General features: G+C 70.5%; 12 protein-coding genes. 8 read left to right on the forward strand and 4 right to left on the reverse strand.

The genetic code is table 11. From position 1 onward, the window contains the following. Positions 1-56: 56 nt before the first annotated feature. On the reverse strand, positions 57-1,331 hold the full coding sequence (locus ACFY3D_RS10685) for a beta-ketoacyl-[acyl-carrier-protein] synthase family protein (protein WP_389977500.1): 1,275 nt from the start codon (positions 1,329-1,331) through the stop codon (positions 57-59). Between the two features lie 689 nt (positions 1,332-2,020). On the opposite strand from ACFY3D_RS10685, the gene ACFY3D_RS10690 reads away from it, so the two are divergent. After that, positions 2,021-4,225 (forward strand): BTAD domain-containing putative transcriptional regulator, encoded by a 2,205-nt coding sequence (locus ACFY3D_RS10690; protein WP_389977502.1) that lies wholly within the window; start codon positions 2,021-2,023, stop codon positions 4,223-4,225. On the opposite strand, the gene ACFY3D_RS10695 is transcribed toward ACFY3D_RS10690, so the two are convergent. Further along, positions 4,171-4,884 carry a class I SAM-dependent methyltransferase gene (locus ACFY3D_RS10695; RefSeq protein WP_389977505.1) on the reverse strand — a complete coding sequence of 238 codons (714 nt, stop codon included), beginning with the start codon at positions 4,882-4,884 and terminating at the stop codon, positions 4,171-4,173. The genes ACFY3D_RS10690 and ACFY3D_RS10695 overlap by 55 nt on opposite strands. 13 nt (positions 4,885-4,897) lie before the next feature. Further along, the gene (locus ACFY3D_RS10700) at positions 4,898-6,208 is read right to left on the reverse strand and encodes an activator-dependent family glycosyltransferase (protein WP_389977508.1); all 1,311 of its coding nucleotides are present in this window, start codon (positions 6,206-6,208) and stop codon (positions 4,898-4,900) included. A gap of 202 nt (positions 6,209-6,410) precedes the next feature. Between ACFY3D_RS10700 and rfbA the strand changes: the two genes are divergently transcribed. The 7 genes from rfbA (at position 6,411) to ACFY3D_RS10735 (ending at position 13,537) form a co-directional block, all read left to right on the forward strand. Then, positions 6,411-7,283, forward strand: a complete 873-nt coding sequence (rfbA, locus tag ACFY3D_RS10705; protein ID WP_389977511.1) for a glucose-1-phosphate thymidylyltransferase RfbA — start codon at positions 6,411-6,413, stop codon at positions 7,281-7,283. A gap of 22 nt (positions 7,284-7,305) precedes the next feature. Further along, positions 7,306-8,337 (forward strand): dTDP-glucose 4,6-dehydratase, encoded by a 1,032-nt coding sequence (gene rfbB / locus ACFY3D_RS10710; protein ID WP_389977514.1) that lies wholly within the window; start codon positions 7,306-7,308, stop codon positions 8,335-8,337. A gap of 340 nt (positions 8,338-8,677) precedes the next feature. Further along, on the forward strand, positions 8,678-9,472 hold the full coding sequence (locus ACFY3D_RS10715; RefSeq protein WP_389977517.1) for an NAD-dependent epimerase/dehydratase family protein: 795 nt from the start codon (positions 8,678-8,680) through the stop codon (positions 9,470-9,472). Between the two features lie 28 nt (positions 9,473-9,500). After that, a complete protein-coding gene (locus ACFY3D_RS10720; RefSeq protein ID WP_389977520.1) occupies positions 9,501-10,541 on the forward strand; it encodes a ketoacyl-ACP synthase III family protein in 1,041 nt (346 codons plus the stop codon). A 31-nt stretch (positions 10,542-10,572) separates the two neighbouring features. Next, positions 10,573-11,751, forward strand: coding sequence for an acyl-CoA dehydrogenase family protein (locus tag ACFY3D_RS10725; RefSeq protein WP_389977523.1), 1,179 nt, complete (start codon positions 10,573-10,575; stop codon positions 11,749-11,751). Next, the gene (locus tag ACFY3D_RS10730) at positions 11,748-13,259 is read left to right on the forward strand and encodes an amino acid adenylation domain-containing protein (protein ID WP_389977526.1); all 1,512 of its coding nucleotides are present in this window, start codon (positions 11,748-11,750) and stop codon (positions 13,257-13,259) included. Before ACFY3D_RS10725 ends, ACFY3D_RS10730 begins: the two co-directional genes overlap by 4 nt. Positions 13,260-13,273: 14 nt before the next feature. Continuing rightward, positions 13,274-13,537 (forward strand): phosphopantetheine-binding protein, encoded by a 264-nt coding sequence (locus ACFY3D_RS10735; RefSeq protein ID WP_350949588.1) that lies wholly within the window; start codon positions 13,274-13,276, stop codon positions 13,535-13,537. A 235-nt stretch (positions 13,538-13,772) separates the two neighbouring features. Here the strand turns inward: ACFY3D_RS10735 and ACFY3D_RS10740 are convergent. Further along, positions 13,773-14,202, reverse strand: a 430-nt coding sequence (locus tag ACFY3D_RS10740; RefSeq protein WP_389977529.1) for a glycosyltransferase, incomplete at its 5' end; no start/stop codon positions are given.

Genomic DNA, 14,202 nt, shown 5'->3' on the forward strand with positions numbered 1-14,202 from the left:
ATCCCTTCACGGTCCCACCGGACGGCTTTTCCGACTTTTCACGCCGGTCAGAGTGATCAGTCCCGCCAGCGGCGCAGGACCAGAACCGCGTTGTGGCCGCCGAATCCGAAGGAGTTGCTGACGGCCACGTCGGCCGCGTGCTCCTGGGCCCGGTGCGCGACGAAGTTCATCTCCGGGTCCTCCGGGTCGTCGCAGTTGACGGTGGGCGGGACGATCCCGGTGCGTACGGCCTCCATCGCGATCATCGCCTCGACGGCGCCGGCCGCCCCCAGCATGTGACCCGTCATGCTCTTCGTCGAACTCACCGGCACGGACGTGGCCCGCTCGGCGAACACCCGGCGGATCACCTTGATCTCGGCGGTGTCGTTCATCCGGGTCCCGGTGCCGTGCGCGTTGACGTAGCCGACCTCGGCGGGGGTGACGCCCGCGTCCCGGAGCGCGAGACGCACCGCCCTCTCGACGGCCACCCCCTCCGGATGCGGGCTGGTCAGGTTGTGGGCGTCCGTGGTGGCCGCGTATCCCGCCACCTCCCCGTACACGCGGGCCTGGCGCGCGAGGGCGTGTTCTTCGCTCTCCAGCACCAGGATCCCGGCGCCCGCGCTCATCACGAACCCGTCGCGACCGGCGTCGAACGGCCTGCTGGCGGCGCGCGGGTCTCCGGAGCGGCGCGACAGCGCCCTCGCCCTGGCCGCGGCGGCGATGTCGAAGGGGGTGATGGTGTCGTCGGCGCCCCCCGCCAGGACGACGTCCGCCTCACCGAGCCGGATCAGCCGCATCGCCTCGCCGACGCAGGTCGCCCCGGTCGCGCAGGCGGTCGCCGTGCAGGCGGCGGGCCCCTGCGCGCCGACGTGCAGGGCCACCTCGGAGGCGACCGTGACGACGCCCGTGGAGGTGAAGGTGTACGGGCTCAGCGCCATGAACCCGCGCTCGGCGAACGCGGCGCCGGCGTCCACGACGGCGGCGCTCGCGCCGCAGGCCGTGCCCACCGTCACCCCGAGCCTCGGCGCGAGCCCGGCGTCGACGTCGAGCTTGGCGTCCCTCAGCGCGAGGGTGGCGGCGACCAGGGCAAGGTGCGCCGGTCTCGTGGTGCGGCGCACCAGCGAGGCCGGGAGCCACACCCCGGGGTCGAAGTCCAGGACCTGGCCGCCGATGCCCACCGGGAGCCCCGAGGTGTCAATTCCAGAAAGCTCGCGAATACCGCTTCCGCCCTGGATCAGATTCGACCACGCGGTTTCCCAGCCCACCCCGAACGGGGAAATGACTCCGTAACCGGTGACGACCACCCTCTTGAGCGGCGCACCTCGCGGAGAACGAATGTCGTCGATGACCACCAGCGCCTCACCGGGAAGTTCGGGAATCCGATGCCGGGCTCGACGGTAACCGAGACCAGTGGATTCGTCACCGCCTCGGATACGCTTTTCAGGTGCGAGCGGTGAAAAAACTCCTATTACACGGAGGTGCCGTCTCACAAGACCCGGCCGGATTTTACCCGCCGGTGAGGGCGGGGCCGCCGGCGGTTTCCCGGCCACTTCCCGTCTTGTTTTCCCGGCTGATTTCCGCCGCTTCCCGCACGTTCTCGGCCCGCACCCTCGACGCCCCTCGGCCCGCACTCTCGGCGTCCTCTCGACGCCTTCTCGCTGGTTCCCCCGTGCTCCCTCGGCCGCCCTTTCGCGCCCGGCGCCCCGGCCGCGCGGCCGTCCCCGGACACTCCTCGTCCACACCCGTCCCGCGACCCCGGGATGAGCGAGATCGCTCCCGGGCGGCGCGCCCGTCCCGCGGTCCTTCGCCTGGCATGACACGATGTCCCGCCAGCGAGACACCTGCTTACGGGATTGACCTGAGTTCGTCCAGAAACTCCTGTGACGCAGGTAACAATAGTGTCACCCGAGGAACCGCCCTTGCCGACCCTTCGTTTCCACAGATATGGCTATATGCGTAGGTCCAACCGTTTGATCCTGAGCGCACACTCAGGAGGGCCTTTCATCGCGTCTCTAGGCGGGCTGAGACTGGGAGAGCGTTGTTGAACGACCTGGTACAGGTGCACCTGCTCGGGCCGGTGCGTGCAACACGGGGCGATCACGAACTTGACCTGGGGTCTCCGACCCAGCGAGCGCTGTTCGCGGCACTGGCCACGCGCCCCGGAACCACTCTCAGCCGACAGGAGTTAATCAATGCGGTATGGGGCCCAAATCCTCCCACAACTGTCGAAAGCAGCATTTATACCTACGTAGCTCGCCTTCGACGTACTTTTGAGCCGAAAAGGCCACGAAGGGCGCCCTCCGGACTCCTGGTCGCCGACGCCAACGGCTACCTGCTCCAGCTCGACGCGCGCAAGATAGACGTCCAGGTCTTCGAGAAGCACCTGGAGGACGTACGAGAGCTTCAACGATCCGGCCCCTGGCCCGAGGCGGTGAAGAGGCTGGAGGCGGCGCTCGCCCTGTGGCGCGGGCCGGCGTTCGGCGGCGCGGTCGGCCCTCTCGCCGACACCGAGCGGATCCGCCTGGACGAGCTGCGCGTCACCGCCATCGAGGACCGCGCGCAGCTCCTGCTGGAGGCCGACCGCGCCACCGAGATCATCAGTGACCTCTCCAGCCTCGTCAGGACCCATCCCATGCGGGAGCGGCTCCACCACCTGCTCATGGTGGCCCACTACCGCTGCGGGCGCCGGGCGGACGCGCTGAAGCAGTTCCACAGCGTGCGGCGCCTGCTCATCAGGGAGCTGGGCATCGAGCCCGGCGAGGACCTGCGCAGGTGCCACGACCAGATCCTGAACGGCACCCTCCGCTCCCCCGCCCCGGCCCCCGACTCCCCGGTGACACTCTCCTCCCCCGACAACGCCCTCCCACCGGCGTTCGCGCCGCCCCCCGCCCAGCTGCCCCGCGACATCCCCGGATTCACCGGCCGGCTCAGGGAGCTGGAACGGCTGGAGGGGTTCGTCACGGCGGCAGACCGGCTGGACGAGGCCGGACTCATCCTGATCAGCGGTGCTCCCGGGGTGGGCAAGTCGGCGCTCGCCCTGCGCTTCGCCCGCAGTCTGACCGAGCGCTTCGACGGAGGCCAGCTCCACCTCGACCTGCGGGGCTTCTCCAACACGGCCCAGCCGATGATGCCGGCCGAAGCCCTCGACCACCTGCTGGCCGGGCTGGGAAGCACTCCCAAACCCTCCGAGGACCTCCAGGTCCGCTCCAGCCGCTACCGGAGCCTGGTGGCGGGCAAGCGGATCCTCATCGTGCTGGACAACGCCAGGTCGGCCGAGCAGGTGCGTCCGCTGCTCCCCGGCGACCCGTCGTGCCTGGTGCTGGTCACGAGCAGGAACAGACTGTCGGGGCTCACCACCCGCGACGGCGCCCTCAGGATGACGCTCGACCTCATGCCGAAGGAGGACGCGGCCACCTTGGTGAGGCACGTCATCAGGCAGGCGAACGGGTACGCGGAGCATCCCCTCGTCCACCGGCTCTGCCAGGTCGGCGACCACCTGCCGATCGCCCTGCGGATCGCGGCGGAGCGGATGACGAGCCGTTTTCACGGCGGGCTCACCAGCGTCGGCCAGACGCCGCCGGGACGCGAGGACCTGCTGGAGAGCCAGGACGTCGAGTGCGACGAGCAGTCGTCCATGCGTTCGGTGTTCTCCTCCTCCTACCTGGCGCTGCCCAACGACGCCGCGGAGATGTTCCGCCTCATGAGCCTGCACGAAGGCCCGACGTTCGATCTGACGACGGCCGCCGTCACGGCGGACGTCGACGTGCACCGGGCGAGACAGAGCGTCGACTACCTACTGAGCGGGCATCTGCTGAGGATCACGCCGGACAACCGGCTCCGGTTCCACGACGGCATGCTGCGCGCGTACGCCAAGGACCGCGCCGTGGCCGAGATGCCCTACCAGACGAGGCGGGCCGCCGTCTCGCGGTTCCTCGGCCACTACGTGCGGACCGCGGACATCGCGCTGCGCCTGCTGTATCCGGGGCGCTGTCCCGTCATCCCACCCCTCCCCGCGCCCGAGGGGGTGCCGCGCCTGCGCTTCGAATGCCCCGAGCAGGCGAGGAACTGGCTGGAGACGGAACTGCCCAACCTCACCGTCGCCGCGCGGCAGGCGCAGGCCTACGGCGTGTCCCACGCCAAGGAACGGCTCCCGCCTCTCATCCAGAACTTCCTGCACGCCCGGCCCGAGGCTCATACGAGCGTCCCGGCGAACAGCCCGCGTCCCGAGGGGCCGCCCTCGATGTAGTCCACCCGTAGTTCCGCCCGGGTGAAGGCGTCCTCGTACTGCTCCCGGGTGAACAGGGTGTTCACGTGGGTGACGGTGAAGTGCCGGACGGGGGTGGCCGCGTCGGCCACCACGTAGTGGACCTCCATCACGCTCGCGTCGCCCTCGCGCACCGTACGCGAGACCCTGGCCAGGGTGCGCCCCTCCACGGTGACCACGTCCCCGGCCACGTAGCCGGGCAGGAACCGCTCGGGAAACCACCACGGCTCGACGACGAGAACCCCGCCGGGCACCAGGTGGGCCGCCATCCGCCCGATCGCCGCCGCGAGCTCCCGCTCGTCGCGCATGTAGGCGATGGAGCTGAACATGCAGGTGACCGCGTCGAAGGCGCGGCCGAGCGCGAAGTCGCGCATGTCGCCCTGGTGCGCGACGACCCCGGGGATCCGCGTCCTCGCCACGGCCAGCATGTCCGCCGACAGCTCCAGTCCCTCGACGTGGTCGAAGAGTTCGGCGAAGAACCTCAGGTGCGACCCGGTCCCGCACGCCACGTCCAGCAGCGCGGCCGCCGCGGGGAGCCGTTCGCGGATCAGCTCCGCGACGGTCGCCGCCTCGGCCGCGTAGTCCTTGCCCCGCCCCGCGTAGATCGCGTCGTAGACGTCCGCCAGCTCGGCCTCGTACATGCCCCTCCCCTTCTCAGCGGCCGGCGGCCGGGACCGCGGCACGGTAGGTCTCGACGAGGGCCTCGATGCCGGCCGCCACCTCCGCGGGGGCCGGCATCGCGTTCATCTCGTCGCGGATCCTGCGCGACTCCTCGGCGAAGGACGGCTCTTCGAGCAGCCGCAGCAGCGCCTGCCGCACGCCGGCGCCGGTCGCCTCGCTGCTGTGCATCGTCAGGCCCGCCCCCTGCTCGGCGAGGTAGCGCGCCCGCAGCGGCTCGTCGAACAGGTTGGGCAGGACGAGCTGGGGGACCCCGCTCGCCAGCGTCGTGAAGAAGGTGCCGCTCCCGCCGTGGTCGATCACCGCCGTACAGGTCGGCAGCAGCGCGTGCAGGGGGACGAAGCTCACCAGCCGCACGTTGTCCGGCACCCGCTCCAGCTGCGCCTGGTGGTGCTCCGGCAGGGTGGCGACGATCTCCACGTCGAGGTCGGCGAGCCCGTCGAGGATCTCCTGGACCGGCACCAGATAGCCGTCCAGGTTCTCCGCCGAGGTGGTCCCCAGCGTCAGGCAGACCCGCGGCCGCTCGGGCGCGACCCGCAGCCAGGGCGGGATCACCGCGCGGTCGTTGTACGGGATGAACCGGACCGGGACACGGTGCGGCTCCGGCCCCGCGGCCGGGTCGGGCGGCAGCTCCAGGGAGGGCGGTGTGTAGTCGATGGTGAAATGACCGGTGGTCATCTCCTCGGAGAACTCCACGCCGAACCTGCGGCCGTGCGCGGCGATCCACGCCTGCAGCATGTCCTCGCGCTCCTGCGGCGGCTGCTCCGCCTTCGCCCGCAGGTAGTGGCCGCGCATCCGGCCGAACAGGTCCAGGCTCCACATGAACCGCGCGTGGACCGCTCCGCACGCCTTCGCCGCGATCGGCCCGGCGTAGGTCACCGGCTCCCAGATGACCAGGTCGGGCTCCCACCTCCGGCAGTACTCGACGAGTCCGTCGATCATGGGCTCGTTGACCAGGCGGCACCACCAGGGGACGAACTGGGCGTATCCCCGCTTGAAGTGCTCCCAGGTGAGCTGCTCGGGGTGGTCGTCCGCCATGTCGAAGAAGGGCACCGCCCTCTTGTGCTTCTTGCGGGGGTCGAAGAAGCCGAACGCCCGGTTGGCCCGCCACAGGCTGTGGTCCCTGCCCACCGGCACCGCGGTCAGCCCCGACCGGGTGATCACGTCGGTCAGGTCCGGCTGGCTCGCGACCCGCACCTCGTGCCCCTCGGCCTGCAGCGCCCACGCCAGCGGAACCATGACCAGGAAATGCGACTTCTCAGCGTAGGTTGCGAACAGAATACGCATACTCGTCCTTCCGGGCGCGCGAACGCGGAGTGGCGAAGGCCGTGCCCCGTCGCGACAGGTTTCCGACGGGACACACTCCAACCCCTATCACATTTGTTCCGCCAAAAGGCAATACCATTTTGCGGGACGGCGGGGGTTGATTTCCTGAGGAGCTCGAACAGTAGTCTCAGGCACCGCCGCAGACAAAAACGCAGGAGCTCCGATGAAAGGCATAGTCCTTGCCGGAGGAAACGGGACGCGTTTGCATCCGCTGACCCTCGCGACCTCCAAGCAGTTGCTTCCCATCTACGACAAGCCGATGATTTACTATCCCATCGCGGTGCTGATGCTGGCACAGATACGCGACATCCTCATTATTTCCACGCCGGACACCCTTCCGTCACTGCACGCGCTTCTGGGTGACGGGTCGCACGTGGGGGTGAACTTCACCTACGTGCCGCAACGGGAACCGCGCGGCATCGCGGAGGCGTTTCTGCTGGGCGACTCGCACATCGACGGGGATCCCTGCGCGCTCGTGCTGGGAGACAACCTCTTTCACGGCGCGGGCTTTCCCGACCTGCTGCGCAGGGCCCAGGAGGAACTGGACGGCTGCGTCATGTTCGGCTACCCGGTGAGCGATCCCGAGCGGTACGGCATCGGGGAGCTGGACGCCGAGGGCAGGCTGGTCTCCATCGAGGAGAAGCCGAGCGTTCCCCGCTCCGACCAGGCCATCACCGGCCTGTACTTCTACGACAAGCAGGTCGTGGACATCGCCAGGGAGCAGCGGCCCTCGGGCCGCGGCGAGCTGGAGATCACCGACGTCAACCGGGTCTACCTGGAGCAGGGCAAGGCGAGACTGCTGCCGCTGGGACGGGGCTTCACCTGGCTGGACGCCGGGACGCACCAGTCCCTGCTCGAGGCGAGCCAGTACGTGCAGATCCTCGAACGCCGCCAGGGGGTGCGGGTCGCCTGCCTGGAGGAGATCGCCCTGCGCATGGGATTCATCGACGCCGAGGCGTGCTACCACCGGGGCACCGAGATGAGGCAGTCGGCATACGGCCAGTACGTCATGGACATCGCTCGATCACTCGCGTGACTGACAGCAAAGGTGCAGGCAAATGCGGATCTTGGTCACTGGCGGTGCCGGATTCATCGGCTCGAACTTCGTCCGGCGCACGCTCTCCGGCGCCTACGAGGGGTTCGAGGACGTCCGGGTCGTCATCGTGGACAAGCTGACCTACGCGGGAACCATGGAGAGCCTGTCCACCGTCGCCGACGACCCCCGGCTGGAGTTCGTCGAGGGGGACATCTGCGACGCCTCGCTGATGGCGCGGGTGATGAAGGGCGTCTCCCTCGTCGTGCACTTCGCCGCCGAGACCCACGTCGACCGGTCGATCGACAGCGGCGCCGACTTCGTCGCGACCAACGTGGTGGGCACCCAGACGCTGCTCGAGGCATCCCTGCGCGCCGGGGTGGGGAAGTTCGTGCTCGTCTCCACGGACGAGGTCTACGGGTCCATCGAGTCGGGCTCGTGGGTGGAGAGCCACCCGCTGGAGCCCAACTCCCCCTACTCCGCCTCGAAGGCGGCGGCCGACCTGCTGGCGCGGGCGTTCTCCAGGACCTACCGCTTCCCCGTCTCGATCACCCGCTGCCCCAACAACTACGGCCCCTACCAGTTCCCCGAGAAGGTGATCCCGCTGTTCGTCACCAACCTCCTGGACGGGGAGCGCGTGCCGCTGTACGGCGACGGCCTGCACGTGCGCGAGTGGACGCACGTCGACGACCACTGCCGGGGGATCGCCCTGGTCGCCTGGAGGGGCAGGCCCGGTGAGATCTACAACATCGGGGGCAACGCCGAGCTGACGAACCGGGAGCTGACCCGGGCGCTGCTGGACATCGCCGGAGCGGACTGGTCCATGGTCAGGCAGGTGGAGGACCGCCCGGGGCACGACCGCCGATACTCGGTCGACAGCTCGAAGATCACCGCCGAGCTGGGCTACCGGCCGCTCACCCCCTTCGCGGAGGGGCTGGCGGCGACGGCTCGCTGGTACGCGGACAATCGCAGCTGGTGGGAGCCGTTGAAGAAGGAGAGGGCCACCTCGGCCGCCGCGGACCTCGGACCCGGCGCGGACGTGCCGGCCGGCCCGTGACCCGGCGCGAAGGCGCACGACCGCGCCGTCCGGGACCCGGCGCGAAGACGCGCCGTCGCGCTCCCCCGGCACCCCCGGCAGCCGGTGCGAAGACCCACCGGGGCGCGCACTCCCGGACCCCGCGGGAACCACTTCCGCCAACCCCCCCGGCACGCGATCCGAAGCGCGGCGAAGGCCGCGGAATTCCCATTGGCCGCCCCGGAACCCGCATCTGTCTCGCTGGCGGGACAAACGGCCCTCCGGCCGCGGGGAGCGGGGAGCTTTCTTATTACACGCGTCGCTATATGGTGACGAACGGAACCGATACGTTAACCTCCAGAGCTGGAAAGCGGTGCTGGGAATGGAGATCATCGGAAATGGTTTTCTCGCGAGACATCTGCGGCCGATCAGCGACGCACACCCGGAGATGACGATTCTCGCCGCCGGTGTGTCTCTGTGGAAGAATTCCGATTCCGACTACGAACGGGAAACCGCTCTGGTCGAGGAGACGATCGTAAAGAGCCTTCGCCAGGACCGGATACTCGTCTTTTTCTCGACCGCCTCGATGAGCATGTACGGCGGTCCCGGCTGCCGTGGCCGCGAGGACGAACCCGTGGAACCCGTGACCCCGTACGGATGGCACAAGCTCGCGCTGGAGCGGCGGATCCAGGACTCGGGGGTGCGCCACCTCATCCTGCGGCTCGGCTATGTCGTCGGCCCGCACGTCCCGGCGAACCGGTTGATCCCTTCCCTCATCGAGCAGATCCGCTCCGACAACCTCACGATGTACCGCAGCGCGCGCAGGGACCTGATCGACATCACCGACTGGGTGCGGGTCATCGACATGCTGCTGGCCGAGCGGATCACCCAGGAGGTGGTCAACGTCGCCACCGGCGAGTCCGTGCCGATCAAGCTGATCGTCGACCACCTCGAGTCGCGCCTGGGCGTCACGGCCCGCAGGCAGATCATCGACGAGGGCACGTCCCATCACATATCCGTGGAGAAGCTGCGGAGGCTGGTGCCCGCGGTGAAGGAGATGGACTTCGGTCCCGACTACCACAGGACCGTGATCGACCGCTATCTGGAGGCGACCTCCCAGCTGCGGGACGGGGCACCGGAGTTGCGGCCCACCGGCCCCGCGCGCCGGCCGGCGTGAGGAGGCGGGCGAGCAGAAAGGTACGCCATTGCGCACACCGGAGATCTTCGTCAGGGGGATCGGCGCGTTCGTCCCCCCGACGGTAAGCGTGGAGTCGGCGGTCGCCGACGGGTTGTGCTCCGCCGAGCACGCCAAGGTCCACGACATGCTGGGGGCGGCGGTCGCCGGTGACATCCCCGCTCCCGAGATGGCGCTGCGGGCGGCGCGGGAGGCGATCGGACGCGGCGGGGCCGACGCCGGGGACCTCGGGTTGCTGCTGTACGCCGATGTCTGGCACCAGGGCCCCGACGGCTGGTCGCCGCAGTACTACCTGCAGCGTCATCTCGTCGGCGGCGACCTGCTCGCCCTTGAGGTGCGTCAGGGGTGCAACGGCGTGCTCAGTGCCCTGGAGCTGGCCGGGGGGTTCATGGCGGGCGATCCGCGCCGGCGCGACGCGCTGATCGTCACGGCCGACAACTTCGGCACCGCCCGGATGGACCGGTGGTGCTCGGGTCCCGACTTCGTCCTCGGCGACGCGGGAAGCGCCGTGGTGCTCAGCCGTGAGACCGGCTTCGCCCGGCTGCTCTCGGTGAGCTCGATCTCCGTCCCCGAGGCCGAGGAACTGCACCGCGCGGGCACTCCGCTCTTCCCTCCGAGCGCCACCACCGGTGAGGCCGTCGACTTCAGCGCGCGTGCCGAGGAGTTCGGCCGCATGTGCTCCGTCGACGGCGACCTGGCGCTCGCCTGGGTCATCGTGCAGCAGCGGATGATGCGGGTCCTCGGCCGCACCCTGTCCGAGGCCGGCATCACGGCGAACGATCTCACCCGGACCGTGTTCACCAGCCTCTCCCCCGAGGCCGTCGAGCACCGCTGGATGTCGGTCCTCCGGATGCCCATGTCGAAGTCCAGCTGGGACTACGCCAGGACCGTCGGCCATCTCGGCGCGAGCGACCACCTCGTCTCCCTGGACCACCTGCTGTCGACCGGGCAGCTCGGCCCCGGCGACCACGTGCTCCTGGGGGGCATCGGTCCCGGCGTCACCATCTCGTGCGCGGTCCTGGAGATCCTCAGCACTCCCCCGTGGATCTAGGGGGAGCCGTCTCGGAAGGGGAGGACGGTTCATGGAGTTCGGTCTCACCGGCGCGCGCCGCGAGCGGCGCGACGCGATGTTCGACGGCGCGCGCAAGCGCCTCCACGAGGCGTCGGGGCCGTCATCGGAGCCACCGTCGGAGTCGTCGTTTGAGTCGCCGTCGCGGCCGTTCACCCGCGAGCGCTGGCGCGCCGTCGCCGAACTGGGCGCCACCGGCCTGTGCCTGCCCGGGGAACACGGCGGCGGCGGCCTCGGCGCCCTGGACACCGCGCTGTGCCTGGAGGCCCTGTCCGAGGGGTGCGGCGACACCGGCCTCGCCTTCGCGGTCTCGGCGCACCTGCTGGCCTGCTGCGTCGCGATCCGCGACAACGCCGGCGAGGAGGTGCGCGCGGAGCTGCTCCCCGGCCTCGCCTCGGGGGAGCTGATCGCGGCCAACGCGATGACCGAGGACGAGGCCGGATCCGACGTGAGCAGGCTCGCCACCACCGCCCGGCGCGACGGCGACCACTACGTGCTCGACGGCGTGAAGTCCTTCGCCAGCAACGCCCCGATGGCCGACGTCCTCGTCACGTACGCCGTCACCGATCCCGCCCTCGGCTTCCTCGGCATCAGCGCCTTCGCGGTGCCCCGCGACCTGCCGGGGGTCCGGGTGGGCGAGCCGATGGCGAAGATGGGCCTCGACAGCTGCCCGGCCGGGCGGGTGGAGTTCTCCGGGTGCCGGGTCCCCGCCAGGTTCAGGATCGGCCCGGAGGGCGGCGGAAGCACCGTCTTCCAGGGCTCGATGGCGTGGGAGCGGGCGTGCCTGCCCGCCGTCTACCTCGGGATGATGGAGGAGCAACTGCGCCGGGCGGTGGAACACGCCCGTGCGCGGCGCCAGTTCGGCCGCGCGCTGGGCGACTTCCAGGCGGTCTCGCACCGGCTGGTCACGATGAAGCAGCGGCTGGAGGGAGCCAGGCTCCTGCTTTATCGGGCGTGCTGGGCGCTGGACGAGAAGGACCCCGACGCCGCCACCGCGGCGGCGCTGTCGAAGATCGCTGTCTCGGAGGCGGCCGTGGCGAGCAGCCTCGACGCGATCCAGATATTCGGCGCCACCGGTTATCTCGGCGCCGCGGGTGTCGAACGCCAGCTGCGCGACGCGGTGCCGAGCACGATCTTCTCCGGTACGACGGAGATACAGCGGGAACTCGTCGCGAGAGGGCTCGGACTGTGAGCCTGCACCGGCTGCTCATCGACAGCGCCTCCCGCTTCCCCGACAACCTGGCCGTCGCGGGCCCGGCGGGCGAGATGCGCTACGCCGAGCTCGACCGCCGGGCCGACGTCCTGGCGCACGCGCTGTCCCGCGAGGGCGTGCGGCCCGGCGACCGCGTCGTGATCTGGGCGGAGAAGTCACCGCTCGCCGTCGTGGCGATGCAGGCCGTGCTGCGCCTGGGCGCCGCCTACGTGCCGGCCGGCGAGACGACGCCGGTGGCCCGGGTCGCCGCCATGGTCCGCGACTGCCGCCCCCGGGCCGTCTGCGGCTCCGGCGACCGGCTGCGGCGACTCGTCAAGGGCCTGGAGGCGGACGTGCGCGCCGTGGACCTCGACGAGCACCGGGACGAACACCCCGACGAGCACCCCGGCGAGCACCGTGACCGGGTGCGGCCCGTCGACCATCCGGTCGACCCCGACGACCTGGCGTACGTGCTCTACACCTCCGGCTCGACCGGAACTCCCAAGGGGGTGTGTGTCAGCCACCGCGCCGCCCGCGCCTTCGTGGACTGGGCGGCGGCCGAGCTGGACGCGCGGCCGGACGACCGGTTCGCCAACCACGCGCCCTTCACCTTCGACCTGTCGGTGCTCGACCTGTACGCGGCGTTCTCCGCGGGGGCGGCGGTCTGCCTCGTCCCGTCCGAGCTCGCCTACGCCCCCGCCAGGATGGTGGACTTCCTGCACCGCGAGCGCGTCAGCGTCTGGTACTCGGTGCCGTCCGCGCTCACCCTGATGATGCGTGACGGCGGCCTGCTCGACAGGCCCGCGCCCGGCGCGCTGCGGGCGCTGCTCTTCGCGGGCGAGCCCTTCCCCATCGCGGGGGTCCGCGACCTGGCGGGCTGGACCCGCGCGCGGCTGCTCAACCTCTACGGCCCGACCGAGACCAACGTCTGCACCTTCCACGAGGTCGTCCCCGGCGACCTGACCCGCGACCGCTCGGTGCCGATCGGCCGCGCGGCCTGCGGCGACACGGTTCGGGTGATGCGGCCCGGCGGCGGGGAGGCGCGCCCCGGCGAGGAGGGCGAGCTGGTCGTGGAGGGGCCCACCGTGATGCGGGGCTACTGGGGTGCCGCGCCGCAGCGCGGCCCGTACCGCACCGGCGACATGGTGCGGGTGCTCGCCGACGGATCGCTCGACTACCTCGGCCGCCGCGACCACATGGTGAAGGTACGCGGCCACCGGGTCGAGCTCGGCGAGGTCGAGGCCGTCCTCGGCGGTCACCCCGAGGTGGCCGACGTCGCCGTGATCGTCGGCGGCGAGGGCGCCGACGCGCGGCTCCACGCGTTCGTGGTGCCCGTACGTGACAGGACACCGGGCGTGCTGAGCCTCAAGCGGCACAGCGCGGAACGACTCCCGCCCTACATGATCGCCGACGAGTTCCACTTCGTCGGCGAGCTGCCCAGAACCCGCAACGGGAAGATCGACCGGGCCGCACTGGGCTCGGGGACCACGCCGTATGGCCGGCTGTGAAGGAGACGACCACCATGACCACCACCGACCTGTCCGAGCGGGAGATATCGGACCGGCTGATCGCCTTCATCAGGGAGCGGTTCCTGTCGGGGGATCCGCAGGGAGAGCTGGACGAGGACACCCCGCTGCTGGAGTGGGGGATCCTCAACTCGCTCAACACCGCCATCCTGGTGAGTCACATCCGCGACGAGATGGGGATCGACGTGGCGTTCGAGATGATGGACCCCCGTGCCTTCAAGAGCGTCCGCGGCATCGCCTCCGCGCTGCGGCTGCTCTGAGCCTCTCCCGGGTTTGAGGACCCCCGTCGCCCTGTTCGATGTCGATCCTCGCGACCTGCGTCTCCGGCACCGGCACCGGCACCGGCACCGGCTGACGGTGCCGGACGTGGACCGGCCGTGATCGGGCAACGAGATCTTGAGGGCCGGGGTTCTCCCGTCGCGCCGTGGTCGAGCGGCGCGGGGACCGACGCTTCACCCATCGGGTGCCCCCGGCCCCACGGCCGGCCTCGCGGCCTCAGCCGGTCCCCGTGCCGCCGCGGTGGTGGGCGGTGAGTCTTTCCAGTTCGGGGACGAGGTCGTTGGGGGTGGGCATGGTGTGCATCTCCTCGCGGAGCCGTGCGGCGGCGTGGGTGTAGGAGGGGTCGCCGAGCAGGCGCAGCAGGTCCTGGCGCACCCGGGCTCCGGTGGCCTCGCCACCGCGCACCACCAGCCCCGCCCCCAGCCCGGCCAGCCGCTCGGCCCGGAGCCCGTCGTCGAACATGAACGGCTCGATCAGCTGCGGCACCCCCTGCCCCGCCATGGTGAGGAACGTGCCGGTCCCCCCGTGACTGATCACCGCGGAGCAGGTGAGGGCGAGGGCGTGCAGGGGGACGAAGGAGACGAGGCGGGTGTTGGTGGGGACGTGGTGGAGTTCGGCCTGTTGTTTTTCGGGGAGGGTGGCGATG

It is taken from the genome of Streptosporangium sp. NPDC000509, assembly GCF_042898365.1.
In the GTDB taxonomy this organism is placed as follows: Bacteria; Actinomycetota; Actinomycetes; order Streptosporangiales; family Streptosporangiaceae; genus Streptosporangium.

What these genes read in the sequence shown, in the direction of transcription:
- ACFY3D_RS10695 (WP_389977505.1), bottom strand. Translation starts at nt 4,884, where the DNA reads ATGTACGAGGCCGAGCTGGCGGACGTCTACGACGCGATCTACGCGGGG.
- ACFY3D_RS10700 (WP_389977508.1), bottom strand. Translation starts at nt 6,208, where the DNA reads ATGCGTATTCTGTTCGCAACCTACGCTGAGAAGTCGCATTTCCTGGTC.
- rfbA (WP_389977511.1), top strand. Translation starts at nt 6,411, where the DNA reads ATGAAAGGCATAGTCCTTGCCGGAGGAAACGGGACGCGTTTGCATCCG.
- rfbB (WP_389977514.1), top strand. Translation starts at nt 7,306, where the DNA reads ATGCGGATCTTGGTCACTGGCGGTGCCGGATTCATCGGCTCGAACTTC.
- ACFY3D_RS10715 (WP_389977517.1), top strand. Translation starts at nt 8,678, where the DNA reads ATGGAGATCATCGGAAATGGTTTTCTCGCGAGACATCTGCGGCCGATC.
- ACFY3D_RS10725 (WP_389977523.1), top strand. Translation starts at nt 10,573, where the DNA reads ATGGAGTTCGGTCTCACCGGCGCGCGCCGCGAGCGGCGCGACGCGATG.
- ACFY3D_RS10735 (WP_350949588.1), top strand. Translation starts at nt 13,274, where the DNA reads ATGACCACCACCGACCTGTCCGAGCGGGAGATATCGGACCGGCTGATC.